19 protein-coding genes are annotated in these 19,488 nt (G+C 41.4%); 9 read left to right on the top strand and 10 right to left on the bottom strand.

The genetic code is table 11. The annotated features are described in order from the left end of the window. Nucleotides 1–508 precede the first annotated feature (508 nt). Both Q0064_RS14320 and Q0064_RS14315 read right to left on the bottom strand, forming a co-directional pair. Nucleotides 509–733, bottom strand: coding sequence for a hypothetical protein (locus tag Q0064_RS14320; protein ID WP_298148890.1), 225 nt, complete (start codon nucleotides 731–733; stop codon nucleotides 509–511). 50 nt (nucleotides 734–783) lie between these two features. After that, the gene (locus tag Q0064_RS14315; RefSeq protein ID WP_298148889.1) at nucleotides 784–1,515 is read right to left on the bottom strand and encodes a bacteriorhodopsin-like; all 732 of its coding nucleotides are present in this window, start codon (nucleotides 1,513–1,515) and stop codon (nucleotides 784–786) included. A 107-nt stretch (nucleotides 1,516–1,622) separates the two neighbouring features. Between Q0064_RS14315 and Q0064_RS14310 the strand changes: the two genes are divergently transcribed. Then, entirely contained in the window at nucleotides 1,623–2,510 is an 888-nt protein-coding gene (locus Q0064_RS14310; RefSeq protein ID WP_298148888.1) for a Brp/Blh family beta-carotene 15,15'-dioxygenase, read from the top strand. Between the two features lie 72 nt (nucleotides 2,511–2,582). Here the strand turns inward: Q0064_RS14310 and groL are convergent, their stop codons facing one another. The 7 genes from groL to miaB all read right to left on the bottom strand — a co-directional run bounded on the left by groL (nucleotide 2,583) and on the right by miaB (nucleotide 9,163). After that, nucleotides 2,583–4,208 (bottom strand): chaperonin GroEL, encoded by a 1,626-nt coding sequence (gene groL, locus Q0064_RS14305; protein ID WP_094487230.1) that lies wholly within the window; start codon nucleotides 4,206–4,208, stop codon nucleotides 2,583–2,585. Between the two features lie 27 nt (nucleotides 4,209–4,235). Beyond that, nucleotides 4,236–4,511 carry a co-chaperone GroES gene (locus Q0064_RS14300; RefSeq protein ID WP_094487229.1) on the bottom strand — a complete coding sequence of 92 codons (276 nt, stop codon included), beginning with the start codon at nucleotides 4,509–4,511 and terminating at the stop codon, nucleotides 4,236–4,238. Between the two features lie 242 nt (nucleotides 4,512–4,753). After that, the gene (secG, locus tag Q0064_RS14295; protein WP_298148887.1) at nucleotides 4,754–5,116 is read right to left on the bottom strand and encodes a preprotein translocase subunit SecG; all 363 of its coding nucleotides are present in this window, start codon (nucleotides 5,114–5,116) and stop codon (nucleotides 4,754–4,756) included. 10 nt (nucleotides 5,117–5,126) lie between these two features. Continuing rightward, a complete protein-coding gene (locus Q0064_RS14290; RefSeq protein WP_298148886.1) occupies nucleotides 5,127–5,927 on the bottom strand; it encodes a tetratricopeptide repeat protein in 801 nt (266 codons plus the stop codon). 4 nt (nucleotides 5,928–5,931) lie between these two features. After that, entirely contained in the window at nucleotides 5,932–6,450 is a 519-nt protein-coding gene (locus tag Q0064_RS14285; RefSeq protein ID WP_298148885.1) for an LptE family protein, read from the bottom strand. Nucleotide 6,451: 1 nt separating this feature from the next. Next, complete coding sequence (locus Q0064_RS14280) at nucleotides 6,452–7,711, bottom strand: sigma-54 dependent transcriptional regulator (RefSeq protein WP_298148884.1); 1,260 nt, start codon at nucleotides 7,709–7,711, stop codon at nucleotides 6,452–6,454. A 3-nt stretch (nucleotides 7,712–7,714) separates the two neighbouring features. Continuing rightward, nucleotides 7,715–9,163, bottom strand: coding sequence for a tRNA (N6-isopentenyl adenosine(37)-C2)-methylthiotransferase MiaB (gene miaB, locus Q0064_RS14275; RefSeq protein WP_298148883.1), 1,449 nt, complete (start codon nucleotides 9,161–9,163; stop codon nucleotides 7,715–7,717). 54 nt (nucleotides 9,164–9,217) lie between these two features. Here miaB and Q0064_RS14270 point away from each other — a divergent pair, with 54 nt between their 5' ends. From Q0064_RS14270 to Q0064_RS14235, 8 genes are all read left to right on the top strand, one after another. Then, on the top strand, nucleotides 9,218–9,559 hold the full coding sequence (locus tag Q0064_RS14270; RefSeq protein ID WP_298148882.1) for a hypothetical protein: 342 nt from the start codon (nucleotides 9,218–9,220) through the stop codon (nucleotides 9,557–9,559). Continuing rightward, nucleotides 9,516–12,026, top strand: a complete 2,511-nt coding sequence (gene topA, locus Q0064_RS14265; RefSeq protein WP_298148881.1) for a type I DNA topoisomerase — start codon at nucleotides 9,516–9,518, stop codon at nucleotides 12,024–12,026. Before Q0064_RS14270 ends, topA begins: the two co-directional genes overlap by 44 nt. 3 nt (nucleotides 12,027–12,029) lie before the next feature. Next, entirely contained in the window at nucleotides 12,030–13,178 is a 1,149-nt protein-coding gene (locus Q0064_RS14260) for a formimidoylglutamase (RefSeq protein WP_298148880.1), read from the top strand. Nucleotides 13,179–13,334: 156 nt separating this feature from the next. Continuing rightward, entirely contained in the window at nucleotides 13,335–14,756 is a 1,422-nt protein-coding gene (gene gldK, locus Q0064_RS14255; RefSeq protein WP_298148879.1) for a gliding motility lipoprotein GldK, read from the top strand. Nucleotides 14,757–14,806: 50 nt separating this feature from the next. Beyond that, nucleotides 14,807–15,439: a gliding motility protein GldL gene (gldL, locus tag Q0064_RS14250; protein ID WP_298148878.1), complete on the top strand. Its 633-nt coding sequence runs from the start codon at nucleotides 14,807–14,809 to the stop codon at nucleotides 15,437–15,439. Nucleotides 15,440–15,492: 53 nt separating this feature from the next. Then, the gene (gldM, locus tag Q0064_RS14245; RefSeq protein WP_298148877.1) at nucleotides 15,493–17,037 is read left to right on the top strand and encodes a gliding motility protein GldM; all 1,545 of its coding nucleotides are present in this window, start codon (nucleotides 15,493–15,495) and stop codon (nucleotides 17,035–17,037) included. 40 nt (nucleotides 17,038–17,077) lie between these two features. Continuing rightward, nucleotides 17,078–17,968: a gliding motility protein GldN gene (gldN, locus tag Q0064_RS14240; RefSeq protein WP_298148876.1), complete on the top strand. Its 891-nt coding sequence runs from the start codon at nucleotides 17,078–17,080 to the stop codon at nucleotides 17,966–17,968. A 61-nt stretch (nucleotides 17,969–18,029) separates the two neighbouring features. Further along, a complete protein-coding gene (locus Q0064_RS14235; protein ID WP_298148875.1) occupies nucleotides 18,030–19,079 on the top strand; it encodes an FAD-dependent oxidoreductase in 1,050 nt (349 codons plus the stop codon). On the opposite strand, the gene Q0064_RS14230 is transcribed toward Q0064_RS14235, so the two are convergent. Continuing rightward, entirely contained in the window at nucleotides 19,057–19,449 is a 393-nt protein-coding gene (locus Q0064_RS14230) for a DUF983 domain-containing protein (RefSeq protein WP_298148874.1), read from the bottom strand. The two genes, Q0064_RS14235 and Q0064_RS14230, sit on opposite strands and share 23 nt — an antisense overlap. Between the last annotated feature and the right edge of the window lie 39 nt (nucleotides 19,450–19,488).

The raw sequence follows: 19,488 nt of genomic DNA, 5'->3' as shown, positions 1-19,488 counted from the left end.
GATTCGGGGTTCGGGCAGATAGACGGCACGTCAAGTGGCAAACTCATTAAAGTCTTAATACTTAATACTCCAATCTTAATACTAAATCGACAAGTTAAGTGGTGAATTCATCGAGTCTAGCTTCTAGCTTCTAAAAAATCGACACGTCAAGTGGTGAACTCATCGTAGTCTTAATACTTAATACTCCCATCTTAATACTAAATTGACACGTTAAATGGTGAATTCATCGAGTCTAGCTTCTCGTGTCTAGCTTCTAGCTTCTAAAAAATCGATACGTCAAGTGGTGAATTCATCGTAGTCTTAATACTTTATACTCCAATCTTAATACTAAATCGACAAGTTAAGTGGTGAATTCATCGAGTCTAGCTTCTCGTGTCTAGCTTCTAGCTTCTAAAAAATCGATACGTCAAGTGGTGAATTCATCGTAGTCTTAATACTTAATACTCAAATCTTAATACTAAATTGACACGTCAAGTGGTGAATTCATCGTAGTTTTAATACTTAATACTCAAATCTTAATACTTTTCTTGCTGGTAACGTTTTTTGCGTTAGCGGTTGGAGCGTCATCCTTTTGTGGCTCCGATGCGTTTTCTTTAGAATGGCCACAAAAGATACAGCGGAAAACGCGACGGCGGTCGTGCGGATTACTGTTCTGCGCAAGCGTTACGTTACCTGCCGCCGGAACGCCCAAAAATGAAACCACTTTTTGAAAATATTCTCCGTTGAATGCCATAAAAAAAGCCGACTCGTTTCCAAGTCGGCTTTTCCCATGAGCATTTATATTTACGAATTTGCTGTTCCGGTTGATTTTACAGCCAAGCTATAAATTACCAAACCAAATCCGATTTTGTTGATGGCATCGGCAATGTTGTATGCCACGTCTACGCTTCCACTTCCGAGGATTGATGTGTACCAACCTTCAGTTCCTAGCATGTAGCCTAATGGGTAGATTGCCCAACCTACAAGCACAAACCAGCATAGAATTTTGTGCGTTTTTAGTACGTCGCCACCAGCAGCTTGTGCCAATTTAGCAGCGCTTCCGAGCCATATTTCGTAAACAATAACGAAATAAGCTGCACCCGAAATAGCACCCCAAAGAGCTGCCTGATCGCTAAATACAGTCTCTCCGAAATAGCCAGTTACCAACATTACTACCGACCAGAAAACCATTTTCCACAATAAGTTTGTTTTTGCACCTGCTACTTTCAGGATTAAATAAAACTCTAAACACATCAACGGCACAGTAAGTACCCAGTCAACGTAACGGAAAAATGTAGGCGATTCTTGGAAAGCTCCCCAATAGTCGCGCATATAGTAATAGTGTACCGCAGCAATGAACGTGATAAGTCCGGATACCAATACAGATGTTCTCCACTTTTTGTCGAACTGACTTAGTGAGAGGAAAAAGAACGCAGATGCGGCCATCATAGCCATACAACCTACGAAAAACGTAAAACCAATGTAATCATCGGGCAACATTTTTGTTACCATTGAGCTAAATAAAATTGCATTCATAATTATTAGGATTAATTTTGTTTAATCAAATCTACGAAACATTAAACAAAATTGATTATGAATAATTCAAAAATTTATCTTAAAATTTGCATTACACATAATTTTGAATGAATAAGATTGAAAAAATACTAATATTGGCGAGCTTTGGCGGACTTTTCGTGCGTTCGTACGGTTCGGCAACTGTTGAGCTGATTGCGGGCTTAACGCTGATTTTATCGTTCGGTGTTTTGCATGGCGCAAACGATTTATTGCTTTTGCAGCAGTTTAAGTCGCCACATACTTTAGGATTAGATCGGCACTTATTGATGCGATACATTGCCGTTGTTGTGCTGGCTGCGCTGTTGTTTTTTTGGTTACCGGTTTTAGCGATTATTAGTTTTGTGCTTACCAGCAGCTATCATTTTGGTGAGCAGCACTCGGAGCGCTACGACAGTAGTTGGAAGGCGCTCGATCGGTATGTATTTCGATTTCTGTACGGCTGGTTGTTATTTGCGCTGTTGTTTGCTGCGCACCAGGCGGAAGTTAACGGCGTTTTAGCTACACTTACGCATAGCAATTTGCTTGACTTTCCGTGGAGACGCATTTTAGTCGGTACCGTAATTTTTTTTGCTTTGTTTGTGCTCTGGCGTATTGTGTCGATTCCAGGAAGACTACAATCGGTTGCGCGCGATTTGCTTTTGCTGCCATTTTTTGCACTGATCTTTTTTTCGGGCAGCCTAATTTGGGGTTTTGCCGTTTATTTTATTCTATGGCACAGCATCCCGTCGCTTTTAGCGCAAGTACAATTTCTCTATGGGAATTCGGAATGGCGCAGTTTTCGGATGTATTTTAAATCGGCTTTTTGGTACTGGCTTGCTGCGGCAATTGGTATTACAGCAACATTTTTCTTTAGTAGTTCCGTTCAAGAACTTACCTCGTTTTTGTTTGCAGCCTTAGCCGCGATAACCTTTCCGCATGCTTTTGTGATGCTGCGGTTGTTTAAGAAATCGGCATAAACACCGCTTACACTCAGCCATAAAAAAAGCCTTCCCAAATTGAGAAGGCTCTGTATTTGAACTCGAAATGAATTACATCATTCCTGGCATTCCGCCGCCCATAGCTGGTGCAGGCGTATCTTCTTTAATATCGATTAACGCACACTCTGTAGTTAAAATCATTCCCGAAACGGATGCTGCGTTTTCTAAAGCTACGCGTGTCACTTTTTTTGGATCGATGATTCCCGCTGCAAGCATGTCTACGTACTCGTCGGTTTTAGCGTTGTAACCGAAATCGCCAGAACCTTCAGCAACTTTTGCCACTACTACCGAACCTTCTAAACCAGCGTTTTCAACAATGGTTCTCAAAGGCGCTTCGATAGCGCGTGAAACGATTTGGATTCCGGTTGCTTCATCTGCGTTATCCGCTTTAATTGCAGCTAATGAAGCTTTAGCACGCAATAGTGCTACACCACCACCAGCAACAATTCCTTCTTCAACAGCAGCACGTGTTGCGTGAAGTGCATCGTCAACGCGATCTTTCTTTTCTTTCATTTCTACTTCCGAAGCCGCACCTACGTAAAGTACAGCAACACCGCCTGCTAACTTAGCTAAGCGCTCTTGCAACTTCTCGCGGTCGTAATCTGAAGTAGTTGTTTCCATTTGTGCCTTGATTTGATTCACGCGATTTTTGATTAACTCAGCATCGCCAGCACCACTTACAATGGTCGTGTTGTCTTTGTCAATCGTTACGCGTTTTGCCGAACCAAGCATGTCTAAAGTAGCGTTTTCAAGTGTGTAACCGCGCTCTTCAGAAATCACAGTTCCGCCGGTTAGAATGGCAATGTCTTCAAGCATCGCTTTTCTGCGGTCGCCAAATCCTGGAGCTTTTACAGCGGCAATACGCAACGCACCGCGCAATTTGTTTACCACAAGTGTCGAAAGTGCTTCGCCATCAACGTCTTCAGCGATAATTAACAATGGCTTTCCGCTTTGCGCAACAGGCTCGAGTACAGGAAGTAATTCTTTTAAAGACGATACTTTTTTATCGTACAATAAAATATATGGATTTTCTAGTTCCGCATCCATTTTTTCAGGATTAGTCACGAAATACGGCGACAAATATCCTCTGTCGAACTGCATTCCTTCAACCACATCTACGAAAGTGTCGGTTCCTTTTGCTTCTTCAACGGTGATTACACCTTCTTTTCCCACTTTTCCGAATGCAGTTGCAATCAATTCGCCAATTACTTCGTCGTTGTTAGCCGAGATTGAAGCAATTTGTTTGATTTTTTCTGAATCGCTGCCTACCACTTTTGCTTGTTTTGCTAAATCGGCTACGATAGCTTCAACAGCTTTGTCGATTCCGCGTTTCAAATCCATCGGATTAGCTCCTGCAGCGACGTTTTTCAAACCTTCTTTAACGATAGCTTGTGCTAAAACGGTTGCAGTAGTGGTTCCGTCGCCTGCTAGATCGTTTGTTTTTGAAGCAACTTCTTTAACCATTTGTGCGCCCATGTTTTCAAGCGCGTCGGTTAACTCAATTTCTTTAGCTACGGTAACACCGTCTTTGGTTACGTTAGGTCCGCCGAACGATTTACCGATGATTACGTTACGTCCTTTTGGGCCAAGCGTTACTTTTACTGCATTAGCCAATGCATCTACGCCACGACGAAGTCCGTCGCGAGCTTCGATATCGAATTTAATTTCTTTTGCCATTTTTTTGGTGAGTTTTTAAAGATTGAATTAAACAATTGCCAGAATGTCGTCTTCACGCATGATCAAATAGTCCTTTCCGTCTAGTTTGAGTTCGGTACCGGCGTATTTTCCGTAAAGCACGGTGTCGCCAACTTTCACGGTCATGTTGTGATCTTTTTTCCCGTTCCCAACAGCAACTACACTTCCGCGCTGAGGTTTTTCTTTCGCGGTGTCAGGAATGATGATACCTGAAGCGGTTTGCGTTTCGGCGGCTACAGGCTCGATAAGAACTCTGTCTGCCAAAGGTTGAATGTTCAATGCCATAACTCTTATTTATTTTTTAGGTTAACTTAATTGACTGCTCGCTACATTTCAGAAATTGTGCCAGCTGTGTTAAAACTGACACATTTTCAGTTTGCGGAATTATTGTCGGAAATCTGGTTTGCTTAACTGCCAAAAGAGGCATAAACCGCAGCAGTAAGCCCTGATTTTCTTGATAAGAACGCGCATAAAAAAAGCCGATTCATTTTCGGAATCGGCTTTTAGGTATTTTGAGCACGTAAGTCTTATTTCTTTACGGGTACTTCTACAGGTGTGTTTGTTGTAGTAGTAGTGCCTGGTTTTTCGGCAGCTGGTTTGTTTTCGTTAGCAGCTGGCGCAGCAGGAGCTTCTGTAGACTCAGGTAACGCAACTTGTTCAGCTTCTGGTTTTGAAAAGCTAATAGAAGACAATAATACCAACACAATTAGTGCTGCGCCTAATGTCCAAGTACTTTTATCCAAGAAGTCGGTTGTTTTTTGAACACCACCTAATTGTGCCGAACTTCCTAAAGTAGAAGACAAACCGCCTCCTTTAGGGTTTTGCACCATAATAACTAGGATTAATAAAAAACAAACTATTGTGATAGATACTACAAAAATCGAAAACATTTTAAATCAATTAAATATTAGTGGTTTGCAAAATTCGGATATCCGAAATTCGGCTTGCAAAGAAAGAACTTTTTTCGGGATATTTCAAAATTAAAATTTCATAAGCTTGAATTGCTTTTTGATATTTCTTTTGCTCGAGGTAAACTTGTGCCAAAGTTTCAGTCATTAGCGTAGCTTGCTGGCTGTCGTCGTCCTGAACTAATTTCACCGAGCTCGTTTGTTCCCGATTCGGAATGATCTTCGGATTACTTTCAATAAACTTATCAATCAAGTCGAGTTTGCGCTTTCGACTGTCGGGTACGCTTGCTTCGCTTCGATCTACTTGTTTAAAACTTGCTAGTTGCAACCATTCTTGGAAACTGTGTTTTTCTTTTTGCGAAAATTGCAGTGGTTTTCCTACGCCCAGATTTGCAGCCGCTTGCGTTGTAACCGCTGTTGGTTCAATAGTTGTAGCTGCCAGATCTGCTACTATTGTATCGTCAGTTTTATGCGATACAATTTCGTACGCAAAAACTTCAATTTCGTTGATACGCGCTTCTTTTTCTGCTTGAAAAGCTTGATGCAAACCCGTAAAAGTGCCCGAAGTGATGAAGTCGAATAAAACACCGCGATCTTGCGTATAAGCCGCAGTTTTTTTCAATTCAAGATTGTAGGCACTGCTGTTTTGGTTGTACAGCGCTTTTAAATAAATGGCTCGAGGTGCATGAAAATAAGGGTTCCGATTAATTAATTCGCGCAAAACAGCAACGTGCTGGTCTTTCACCAATTCAGGTTTTTCCAAAAACAAGCTCAGTTCCTGTGCGTTTATCATCGGTTTACCATTTTGCTAACGATTCGTTGAAAATATCCTGCGTGATTCGTTCAAAAATTACTTCTAAAGCTTCATTTAAAGGTCCGCCTACTAATTGTGCATCACCAGAATAGTCGTAAAAGAAAGAAAACTTTTTATCAAAATTATCTTCTTCTTTATTTTTATTGGTAAATCGAACTTGTACCGCAATCGTTAATCGGTTTTGCGACGCTCTTTGGTCGGCCGTTGCAGTCATAGGCGTTATTCTGAAGTCGGTTATTTCGCCTTCATAAACTAAATCTCCACCGGTATTGGTCAAACTTAAATTCGTCTGATTTAGAATAATTTCCTGCAAACGATTTGTAAAAGTTCGTTCAATTCCCGGTTGCACTAATTCCGAATTATTCAAAAAGTAATTTACCTGAAAAGTTTTGGCGTCGATCTTTCCAGTTCCTGTAAAATTGTACGAGACACTACATGCCATCAGCGTGAACATAGCCAAGAATAAAATTCCGATTTGTATGGGTTTTCGGTTGTTTTTCATGTTACAAATCGAATTGTTTGATTTTTCTATATAAGGTGCGTTCGCTTATGCCTAACTCATCGGCTGCAGCTTTACGACGACCTTTATTCTTTTCCAATGATTTTTTAATCATTTCGATCTCTTTCTGTTCGAGTTTTAGCGTCTCTTCTTCTTCAACGGTTTCTGCAAACACATAATTGTCGGCTCTAGTCGGAAACTCCTTTTTAGCTGGAGCAGTTACGGGTTGAATTACCGAAAGCGAACTATCGTCGTAATCGGTATCGGTTTCTACTTCTTCCGTGCCGTATATCTTTCGAATTAAACCGCTTTGCGTTTCGTTTACAGCTGCACTACCGTTTTTAATCAAATCGAGCGTCAGTTTCTTCAAGTCGTTCAAGTCGCTTTTCATATCAAAAAGAACTTTATACAAAATCTCTCTTTCGGTTGAAAAATCCGAATCGCTCTTTTTTTCTGAAACTACAGCGGGTAAATTCACGTTTTCGCCCGGTAAATACGATTTCAATGTCGCCGCGTTAATGTCGCGCGTGGTTTCCAATACCGAAAGTTGTTCGGCAACGTTTCGCAATTGACGAATGTTTCCGCTCCAGCGAAATTGCAACAACAACTGCACCGCTTGCTCGTCGAGCTTTATTGGAGGCATTTTGTATTTGTGCGCAAAATCGGCTGCAAATTTTCTAAACAATAAATGGATGTCGTCTTTGCGTTCACGCAGTGGCGGTAATTGAATATCTACCGTACTTAATCGGTAGTACAAATCTTCGCGAAATTTCCCTTTGCTGATTGCCGCAAACATGTCCACGTTCGTAGCTGCAACAATGCGCACATTTGTTTTCTGAACCTGCGACGATCCTACTTTGATAAACTCGCCGTTTTCCAAAACACGCAATAAGCGAACTTGTGTCGTTAGGGGCAATTCGCCCACTTCATCTAAAAATATCGTTCCGCCGTTGGCTACTTCAAAATAGCCTTCGCGCGTTTGTGTGGCTCCAGTAAAAGCACCTTTTTCGTGCCCAAATAGTTCACTGTCTATGGTTCCTTCAGGTATCGCTCCGCAGTTTACAGCAATGTATTTTCCGTGTTTGCGATGCGAAAGTCCGTGGATAATTTTCGGAATACTTTCCTTTCCCACGCCGCTTTCTCCCACAACCAACACCGAAATGTCGGTCGGTGCCACTTGAATCGCCTTTTCGATAGCACGATTCAATTTCGGATCGTTTCCGATAATCTCGAATCGTTGCTTTATTGATTGTACGCTTTCCATAGTTTACGATTGCATTGATCCGTATCCTACAGCTTCGCCAATTAAGGTCCCGGAAGTGCATCGGTGTATCAATACGTTCACAAAATCACCAACCTGATAGTGCCCTTTTGGGAAAACAGTTGTTAGGTTCTGCGAATTTCTTCCCGCCCATTCAGCTTTGCTGCGCTTCGATTCTTTTTCTACTAAAACTTCTACAATTTGTCCGACGAAAGCTTGGGTGCGTTCGGCAGAGTGAATTTGCTGTAAATCAACAATTTCTCTTAGTCGTCGCAATTTTACTTCCTGCGGAACATCGTCTTCCATTTTTCTGCCTGCTAACGTACCCGGACGCTCGCTGTAGGCGTACATATATCCAAAGTCGTACCGAACTTTCTTCATCAAATCAATCGTGTCGGCATGATCTTCTTCTGTTTCTGTCGGAAATCCGGTTATAATATCTTGAGTAATAGCACAATCCGGAACAATTCTGCGCACGTTATCTATTAAGGTAAAGTACTCTTCGCGGGTATGCAAACGGTTCATTAACTTCAAGATACGATCGCTGCCACTTTGAATAGGCAAGTGAATGTGTTTGCAAATGTTGGCGTGCTTGGCAATTACTTCCAAAACCTCGCTGTGCATGTCTTGCGGATTCGACGTCGTAAAGCGAACGCGAAGTTTAGGAAACGCTGTGGCTACGCGGTCGAGCAAGTCGGCAAACGAAACCGCTGTTGCTTTTTGTAAATCGGTTGCCTTCACAAAATCTTTCTTCAAACCACCGCCGTACCACAAATAGCTGTCAACGTTTTGGCCAAGTAGCGTTACTTCCTTATAGCCTTTTTGCCACAAATCGGCAATTTCATCCATAATGCTTTGCGGCTCGCGCGAGCGTTCTCTTCCGCGTGTAAAAGGAACTACGCAAAAAGTACACATGTTGTCGCAGCCCCGCGTAATCGAAACAAAGGCCGAAACGCCTGTTGTATCTAATCGAACCGGGGCAATATCGCCGTAGGTTTCGTCTTTCGATAAAATAACGTTTATCGCATCGCGTCCGGCTTCAACTTCCAACAATAAATTGGGTAAATCTTTGTAGGCATCAGGTCCTACAACTAAATCAACGATTTTTTCTTCTTCCAAAAGCTGACTCTTCAAGCGTTCAGCCATACAGCCCAAAACGCCCACTTTCATACACGGATTTTTGCGCTTAGCTACTTGGTAGGTCTCCAAACGTTTGCGAACCGTTTGTTCGGCTTTGTCCCGAATCGAACACGTATTCACCAGAACTAAATCGGCTTCTTCAAGTACTTTAGTCGTATTGTATCCAGTTTCAGCAAGAATAGACGCAACGATTTCGCTGTCCGAAAAATTCATCTGACAACCGTAACTTTCTATAAATAATTTCTTTGAGTTTTCAGGCTTCGAAACTAGGTCGAGTGCCGAACCCTGAATCGATTCATCGATCACTTTCTCCATCAGGCGCGCTTTACAATTTGAGTGCAAAGATAATACTATTTCGGTCGACTGACAATGTGGCAGAAGATTGATTTGGGTGCCTTTTGCCGTTTTTCGTTACAAGTTGCTTTCTACAGGCAGGCATTTTATGGTCGGGTAAGCGCTTCCTCCGGTCGCATTTCCCGCCTGCAAAATGCAACTGCCTCTAGTTCAGCAAGCTTTTCACTGCAACCGGCGGCACAAAATCGTTACCACTTTACGTATTATATTAAGGTGTTAGCGGTTCGTTTCGAATCAATTTTTAAGCAAAAACGCGTCGGCGAGTCGATAATATTTTTTTTCAATTACTTTTGCGCCAAAAGCAAAGCTACATATGCCAAAGAATTTAGTAATAGTCGAATCACCCGCAAAAGCTAAAACCATCGAGAAATTTCTAGGAAAAGATTTTCAGGTGGAATCCAGCTACGGCCACATTGCCGATCTGCCTTCAAAGGAAATTGGGGTCGACGTTACCAAAGGTTTTAAACCCACTTACGAAGTTTCGGCCGACAAAAAAGCCTTGGTCAGCAAATTAAAATCGCTTTCTAAAGCCGCCGAAACGGTTTGGCTCGCTTCCGATGAGGACCGCGAAGGAGAAGCAATTTCCTGGCACCTTGCCGAAGAACTGAAACTCGATAAGTCGAAAACCAAACGAATCGTTTTCCACGAAATTACTAAATCGGCCATCCAAAAAGCCATCGAAAATCCACGAGAAATCGATTATAATCTTGTAAATGCCCAACAAGCGCGTCGCGTTCTCGACCGTTTAGTGGGCTACGAACTATCGCCAGTATTGTGGCGCAAAATTAAAAGCGGTTTATCTGCCGGTCGCGTGCAATCGGTTGCTGTGCGCCTAATCGTAGAACGCGAACGCGAAATCATCGAATTCAAGCCTGTTGCAAGCTTTACCATTGCTGCCGAATTCACCAACCAAGCCGGAAAAGTAGTAAAAGCTAAACTCTCAAAGTCATTTAAAACAGCCGAGGAAGCCGAAGCATTTCTCAAACAAAATACCGATTCAACGTACCAAGTAGCTTCTTTAGAAACAAAACCCGGACGTAAATCGCCCGCGGCTCCGTTCACTACGTCAACCTTGCAACAAGAAGCAGCACGTAAATTATATATGCCTGTCGGAATTACCATGCAAGTAGCGCAACGCCTTTACGAAGCGGGTTTAATTACCTACATGCGTACCGACAGCGTGAATTTGAGCCAAGAAGCTCTAGCAGCAGCACAAGCGGAAATCGTAAGTTCTTACGGACAACGTTACGCCAAGACGCGCAGTTTTGTGACCAAATCGAAAGGAGCGCAAGAAGCGCACGAAGCAATCCGTCCGACAGATATGGCGCGACATACAATTTCCGTCGATCGCGACCAAGACCGTTTGTACGATCTGATATGGAAAAGAACCATAGCTTCGCAAATGAGCGATGCCGAGCTAGAACGCACAAACGTTCAAATTCAAGCCAATAATCACAGCGAGATATTTCAAGCTTCAGGCGAAGTTCTTCTTTTCGACGGCTTCCTTAAAGTATATCTCGAAGGTAGCGACGATGATGAAGAAGAACAAGAAGGCATGCTTCCGGCATTAAAGCAAGGCGAGTCGCTTCTGCGTAAAGCACTAGTTGCCACCGAGCGCTACTCACGCCCAGCCGCGCGCTACACGGAAGCATCGCTAGTTAAAAAATTAGAAGAATTAGGAATCGGACGTCCGTCGACCTACGCACCTACGATTTCTACAATTATAAATAGAAAATACGTAGAAAAAGGAACGCTCGAAGGAACCGAACGCAAGTACCTCCAGTTCGAATTAGTAGGCAAGGAGCTTACTTCGAAAACGCTCACCGAAAATACGGGTTCCGACAAAGGGAAATTGGTTCCGACAGACATCGGGACTATTGTAAACGACTTCCTGGTAAAGAATTTTAGCGCCATTCTCGACTATCACTTCACGGCAAAAGTGGAACAAGATTTCGACGAAATTGCCGAAGGAAACATCGATTGGTCTCGCATGATGCAAGATTTCTACAATACCTTTCATCCGAACGTTAAAGAAGTTGAAGCCAATGCCGAACGCGAAAGCGGTGAACGTATCCTGGGAACAGATCCTAAATCGGGAAAACCTGTGAGTGTACGTCTAGGAAAATTCGGTCCGATGGCACAAATTGGCGAGCCAGACGACGAACAAAAGGTTTTTGCAAGTTTGCGTCCGGAACAGAATATCGGCACCATTACTTTGGAAGATGCACTAAATCTGTTCTTGCTTCCCAAAAAATTAGCGGATTACAACGGCGAAGAAGTCGAAGTAAATTCAGGAAGATACGGTCCTTACGTGCGTTATGGCAAAACTTTTGTTTCATTGCCAAAGGGCGTTGATCCTCTAGATGTCACTGATGAACTTGCACAGCAATACATAAAGGAGAAATTGCAAGCAGATGCACCCGTGGCTGTGTACGATGAATTGCCGGTGCAAAAAGGAGTGGGTCGTTTCGGTCCGTTTATCAAGTGGAACAGCATGTTCATTAACGTGTCTAAGAAATATAATTTTGATTCCTTATCACAAAAGGATATCGAGGAGTTGATTCAGGAAAAGCTTAAGAAAGAGGAGGAGAAGGTATTGCGTGAATGGCCCGCTGAAGGCATCGTTATCGAAAAAGCACGTTGGGGTAGATTTACTTTGATAAAAGGTAAAACCAAAATTGAACTGAATAAAGATGTTAAAGTAGAAGCACTTACGCTAGAGGAAGTTAAAGCGATGATCGAAAGCGCAACGGCGAAGAAAGCTCCTGCGAAAACAGGCTCTAAAGCAAAGAAGGCTCCCGCAAAAACAAAAAAATCAAAGTAATTCATGTCAGGTCTTGATTTTTTAACTCCCGTTTCCGAGGAAATGTTCGCCTTTGCTCAATCGTGCAACATGCAGCAATTGGGGTCTAAAATTGTACTTCATACTGAAACAGATTTCCCGGATTTAGAGAAAGTAAAGCTTGCATTAGTATTTGTGCCTGAGTACCGAAACAGTTCGCAACAAACAGTTTCAGGTATAGAAAATCAATTTCGAAAGCATTTTTACACGATGTTTCCAGGGAATTGGCTGTCGTCTGTCGCCGATTTAGGAACATTAATTCCTGGTGAGGCACCAGAAGACACGTATTTTGCGTTGCAAAGCTTATGTGCCGATCTGATAAAGAATCGCGTTATTCCTATAGTGATTGGCGGTTCACAAGATTTGACTTATCCGATGTATCGAGCTTACGATAAGTTGGATCAAATGGTTAATTTGGTTGGGATCGATTACAAATTTGATTTGGGAAAGGCTCCAGATGCTATTTCTGCAGAATCTTATCTTTCGCCCATCATCATGGAACAACCAAACAATTTGTTCAACTACGCAAATTTGGGATATCAAACCTATTATAATGCCCAAGAAGAGATTGATTTGGTTGATAAGTTGTATTTCGAAGCATATCGTTTAGGAGAAATAAGCGGCAAAATAGAATTAGCCGAGCCAGTGTTTCGCGATGCCGATTTAGTAAGTGTAGACATTAATGCGGTTTCGGCCGACGTTACTTTTAATCTGCCAGGTGAACCAAACGGATTTACAGGTCGAGAAATTTGCGCCTTGATGCGGTATGCAGGTATCAGCGATAAAACATCAAGTTTGGGTTTATTCAATGTTCAAGGTAATCAGCGCGAGCTAAAGTTGCTTTCGCAGATGGTATGGTACTTTATCGATGGCTTTCAGTACAGAGCTGGAGATTATCCTTTTGGTGGCAAAGAGAGCTACATCAGATATATAGTTCCACACGAAGGTGAGGAAATGGTGTTTTACAAGAGTGATAAAACGGGAAGATGGTGGATTGAAATTGTTAATATGAATTCACACACTAAATCAAAAAGAACGTCGTTATTACCTTGTTCATACGACGATTACTTACAAGCTTGCGAGCAGGATATTCCCGAAAGGTACTGGAAAGCAATACGAAAGGCTATCGTATGATTTGATTTGAAACATGAATATTCGTGAATGAATCAGTGATTACAGTAGTTGATTTCACATTAAATTAGCTTTTTGTTAGTAAATTAATTGTTTATTCAAAAAATATTAGATAGGTTTACGCCCTTAAAATTAGAATACAAAATAACCCGATTTTATATGAAGAAGTTCATTGCGTTTGCAGCATTATCCTCACTGTTGTTTAGCTGTAGTTCCGGCGACAAGGGAGAGCTTGTAGGTGTAAAAGGGAAGAAATGGCATCCAGAGAAGCCTTATGGGATGACTTTGGTGCCGGGAGGCTCTTTTATCATGGGTAAATCAGATGATGATTTGGCAAACATTGGTGATGCCCCTACCAAAACTGTGACCGTTCGTTCATTTTACATGGATGAAACCGAAATTACAAACAGCGAATACCGTCAGTTTGTAGAATGGGTTAAAGATTCCATTATTCGTGTGCGTCTGGCGATCATGGCTGATGAAGTAGGTGGTGGCGGAGGCGCTGCGGCAGGAGGTGCAGCTGGTAAAGGCGGCGGTAAAAAAGCAGGAGGTAGTATCAACGACTATGCTTTTGCAGATGCTGATCCTGCAAAAATGTCGGCCTACGACAAGTACATGTATGAAAACTACTACAGTGTAGGTACAGATGAAGATATGTACGCAGGTCGTAAGTTGAACCGTAAGGTGAAATTGCAGACAAATGTTCAGAAATATCCAGACGAACACTACGTTGAAGTTATGGATAGTATGTACATTCCAATTGCCGAAGCCTACAATGGTTTAAGAACAATAGATGTTTCTAAATTAAAGTTCCGCTATTCGTGGATGGATATACAAGCTGCTGCTAAAGCGAAGAACGGACGTCGTAAAGACTTTATTCGTACTGAACAAGAGCCAGTTTATCCAGATACAACTGCATGGATTAAAGATTTTGCTTATTCGTACAACGAGCCAATGCACAACGATTATTTTTGGCACCAAGCTTATTCTGATTACCCAGTTGTGGGTGTGAACTGGAAGCAAGCAAAGGCTTTCTGTGCATGGAGAACTTTAAATAAGAATACTTACATAAAGTCTAAGAAAAAGAAACAGGATTTTGTCAATTCATTCCGTTTGCCAACTGAGGCAGAGTGGGAGTATGCAGCTAGAGGTGGTCTCGAATCTGCAACCTACCCATGGGGTGGTCCTTACGCGAAGAACGACAGAGGTTGTTATTTAGCAAACTTTAAGCCTAATCGTGGTGATTATGCTGCTGATGGTGCACTATACACTGTTGAAGCAAAATCGTACGATCCGAATGGCTACAACTTGTACAACATGGCGGGCAACGTAGCGGAGTGGACAGATTCATCTTATGATCCAGGAGCTTACGAGTATGTAAGTACTATGAATCCGAATGTGCCAGATACTAAGAATTTACGTAAAGTGGTTCGCGGTGGATCTTGGAAAGATGTGAGCTATTACTTGCAAGTTAGTACACGCGACTTCGAATACGCGGATACAGCAAGAAGCTACATCGGATTCCGAACTGTTCAAGATTACATGGGATTACAAGTAACTGGCAACGCGCCAAAAAAATAAAACTCTTTAAACCAACAATTAATTACTCTTAAAACAAAAAACTATTTATTATGGCATTTTTAAGTAAAAAAGCAATGAATTTCGCTTACGGTATGGGGGCGGCAGTAGTAATCATCGGAGCATTATTCAAATTGATGCACTGGCCTTTTGCATCAGCGATGCTTATTATAGGTTTGGGAACTGAGGCGCTTATCTTTGGTCTTTCTGCATTCGATCCAGTTGATAAAGAGTTGGATTGGTCGTTGGTATATCCTGAATTAGCAGGTGGTGAAGCTAAAGAGCGTGGTAAGAAAGAAGATCCAAAAGATGCACAAGGACTATTATCTCAGAAATTAGATAATTTATTGAAAGAAGCTAAGATCGACGGAGAGTTGATGGCAAGCTTAGGTAATAGCATCAAAAATTTCGAAAGTGCTGCTAAAGGAATCTCACCAGCTGCAGACGGAATTGCTGCAACAAAAAAATATAGCGAAGAGCTTTCTATAGCTGCTGCTCAAATGGAATCTTTGAACAATCTATACAAAATTCAATTGGAAAGCGCTAATCGTAATGCTGAGGCAAATAAAGAAATTGCGGACAACGCAACGCGCTTGAAGGAGCAAATGGCTGCCATGACAGCAAATATCGCTACACTTAATAATGTTTATGGCGGAATGCTTTCTGCAATGGGTAACAAAGGTTAATTAAGACCACCTGACTAATCATTATTAAAAACACGAAATAACTAAGAAAAACAATGGCAGGAGGAAAATTAACCCCTAGACAGAAGATGATTAACCTGATGTATCTGGTTTTCATCGCTATGTTGGCATTGAATATGTCGAAAGAAGTATTATCGGCTTTTGGTTTGATGAACGAAAAGTTTGATGCTTCTAACATTTCTACAACTGATTACAATAAAAAATTATTAAATTTCCTCGAAGCTAAGGCAGGCGAAGATCCAGCAAAGTTTTCTGAGCCAAACCAAAAAGCTAAACAAGTTTCACAATTGTCTGAAGCTTTTTATAACTATTTAGGTGGTTTGAAAAAGGAAATTTCTGAAGGTTTTGACGTAGACGAGTCTACAGGTAAGTTACCTTACGAGTCGATGGATAAGGGAGACAAAATTGACGAATTGTGGTTTGAAGGCGATGGTTACTCTCCAAAGGGTAAGGAAATCGTTGGAAAATTTGAGAAGTTCGTTGCAGATATGAAGACTGTGTTTGGAAATGACGTAAAATACCAGCCAGTAATCAAGGAATTAGAATTGAAGTTCAATACTAAGGATGTGAAAGACGGTGAAGGTATAACTAAGAAGTATTTAGATTACCATTACAAAGGTTTCCCAGCGATCGCGTCAATTACTAAACTTTCTGCTTTACAGAACGATATTAAGACATTAGAGTCTGGAATCTATAATGTATTGATGGGTAACACATTTAAGGAAGCTGCTTCGATGAAGAATTTCCAAGCTATTGTTGCTCTTGATAAGAATGTTTACTTTCAAGGAGAGAAAGTTACTGGTAAAGTGGTATTAGGTCGCTATGACGCAAACACAAAACCAACTTCATTCTCTGGTCCAGGTAAGATTGAGAACGGTCAGGCAATCATTTCGATGACTGCAGGAGCTGTTGGTGAACAAAAAATCGCAGGTACATTTACTTTCTTGGAAGATGGTAAAAATATTCCATTGAAGTTCGAAGGTGCTTACGTTGTGGTTCCTCGCCCGAATCAAGCGACAATTTCTGCTGATAAGATGAACGTTGTATATCGTGGTTTAGATAACCCAATGACTATTTCATTTGCTGGAGTTTCTTCGGATAAAGTTAATGCTTCTGCTCCAGGTTTACGTCCAGCTGGTAAGCCAGGTCAATACATTATGAAGCCACAGCAAGGTCAGGAAGTGGTAGTTAACGTAACGGCTACTTTACCGGATAAGTCAACTGTCTCTGACAAGAAAATGTTTCGTATTAAAGGTATTCCCGCACCGACAGGAACCATCCGCGGTGAGTATGGTGTAGTAAAAGGACCGAAGGCGAGCTTAATTGCATCTACAGTTGGAGCAAAGTTACTTGACTTTGATTTTGATGTTACTTTAAACGTAACTGGTTTTAATATTAAAGTTCCTGGACAACCTACAGTTGTTGTGCAAGGAAGTAAATTAAATGCTCAAGCTGTTGCTGCACTCTCAAAAGCAGGTCGCGGTGATCAAGTAACCATTTCTGAAATCAAAGTAAAGTTAGTTGGAGCTGAGAACTTGTTATTGCCAAGAACTTCAGTTGTTATTTACGAGATACAATAATTAGTAAGAATAGTCGTTCTCTATTCACAAAAATAAAGATATGAATCGCAAGAATCTTTTTAGTATTGTTTTGGTAGTTCTAGGTGTTGCAAGTTCTTTTGCGCAGTCTAATCTACTAAATGCAAAAACACCAGATGAAATCGGAAAGAAAACTGCTGCGCAATTAAATTCAGATAACGATAAGCCCCTTCCTTACGGATATGTGCACGATCGTGATATCATGTTCGGTAAAGCAGTTTGGGAACTTATCGATTTGGATGAACGTATCAATTTCCCTTTATATTATCCAATTGATACCGCTAATATTGGAAGAGACCGTCGTAACTTGTACGACGTGCTTACCAAGGGTATGAAAGAAGGTAAAATTACCGAAGTTTATACAGATGGTTATTTCAATACCAAAAAGACGTTAAGCGATATAGAAAAATCACTATCTCGAATCGATACAACTGATCCGGGTAGAGAACAGTTTAACGCAGGATTACCGATCTCTCCTGAATATATCGTGAAGACTGATATCACGGGACAAGATGTTGATGCTTACAAAATCAAAGGTTATTGGTACTTCGATAAACGTCAAGGGGAATTGAAATACCGCTTATTAGGTATTTGTCCTGTTACACCAGACGTCTACACAGTAGGTAAAGATGAAGTTGATTACATTGAGTTATTCTGGGTATATTTCCCTGCAGTTCGCGATGTACTTCATGCTAATAATGCTTTCAACGATCGTAACTCTGCAATGCCAATTTCATTCGATGTTCTTTTGAATTCACGTCGTTTCAATGCGGTTATCTATCAAGAGGAAAACGTATATGGTGATCGTATGATTCAGGATTATATGAAAGACAATGCGCAGATGCAATTGTTAGAATCCGATCGAATTAAAGAAAAGATTCGAAACTTTGAACAAGATATGTGGAACTACTAGTTTTCACTAATGATATTCAAACGGCTGGTTTTTTAACCAGCCGTTTTTGTTTATTTGCAGTATGAAAATGCTTGATTTTATCATTGTAGGCAACGGTTTAGCGGCGCTCGCTTTTGCGGAAGTACTACTTCAGAATAACTGTTCTTTTGTGGTTTTCGGCGATTCTAAATTGAAGTCGAGTCGCGTGGCAGCAGGTCTGTATAATCCTTTAATAGTGAAAAGGTATCGGCCGCTACAAGACGCCGTCGATCAGATTGATTTTCTGCGTTCGTTTTATTCTGCTGCTGAGAAACGGCTAAACGCTAAGTTTCATCATGAAAAGCTTACTTTACGCAAGTTCGCCTCTATTTCGGAGCAAAATGATTGGTTCGAACACGCCGATAAACCTCAACTTGGAAATTTATTAAGCAACGATTTGTTTACCTCCGCGATTGACGGAATTGATAGCCCATTTCAGTTTGGAGTGGTTAATTACACCGGTCACTTAGATACCAATGTCTTTATAACGAGTTATCAGACGTTTCTAGCTAATTCACGCTGCTTTATAGCGGAGTCTTTTATTTACGCAGATATGCAGTTCAGTAGCGAGTTTGTTACTTACCACGAATTTCAAGCCAATAATCTGATCTTCGCCGAAGGATATGGAGTAAATCAAAATCCGTATTTTAATTTTGTCTCCGTTCCTGGCACCAAAGGTGAGGGCATAACGATTCATGCACCTCAGTTGAAGCTTACCGAAATCATCAACAGTGGTGTTTTTATTCTTCCTTTAGGCAACAATTTGTTTAAAGTGGGTGCAACTTACGAATGGACGGATAAAACGGAGCAAACCACCGCTGCTGCGCGCGAGGAACTCACTACGCGCCTCAAACAAGTAATTCAATGCGATTTTGAAATCGTCGATCAATGGGCAGGTGTACGTCCTACTACTCCCGATCGTAAAGCCATTGTAGGTAATCATCCACAGTTCCCACAGCTTCACATTTTAAATGGTTTAGGTACGAGAGGTGTTATGTTAGGTCCAACGATGGCAAAGCTGCTATACGATTCTATAGTCGACAAAAAAGAAATTCCGACTTATTTACAAGCTAAACGTTTTTGGAAGCAATAGCATCGTCTTTGTATGCAATAAAGAAGTTGATGTAAATGTTTCGACTCATTCGCACAATCCAAGGCATCAAAACAACAAGAGCAGCAATGATGGTAATAAAAGCCTCCTTTACCGTGCAGCCCACGAAAACAAAACTGATGATAAATGCTGCAACTCCAACAGCTACAGCAAGTGCATAGCTTACGTACATGGCGCCAAAAAAGAAATTCGGTTCCATTTTATAGCGGAGCCCACAATGGGAACAAGTATCGTGCATATGCATCGTTTCGGTGACGATATATGGGTTTTTGTTCTCATACATACTCTCGCTATGACAACGCGGACAAGTTCCTGTTAAAATGCTATATAATTTCGTTCCTTTTTTTAACATTTGCAGCCAATTCTTTATTACTGTAATACAATAACAAAG

It is taken from the genome of Flavobacterium sp., assembly GCF_027490375.1.
Lineage (GTDB): Bacteria > Bacteroidota > Bacteroidia > Flavobacteriales > Flavobacteriaceae > Flavobacterium.
This window is presented reverse-complemented; position numbering and strand designations above follow the sequence as displayed.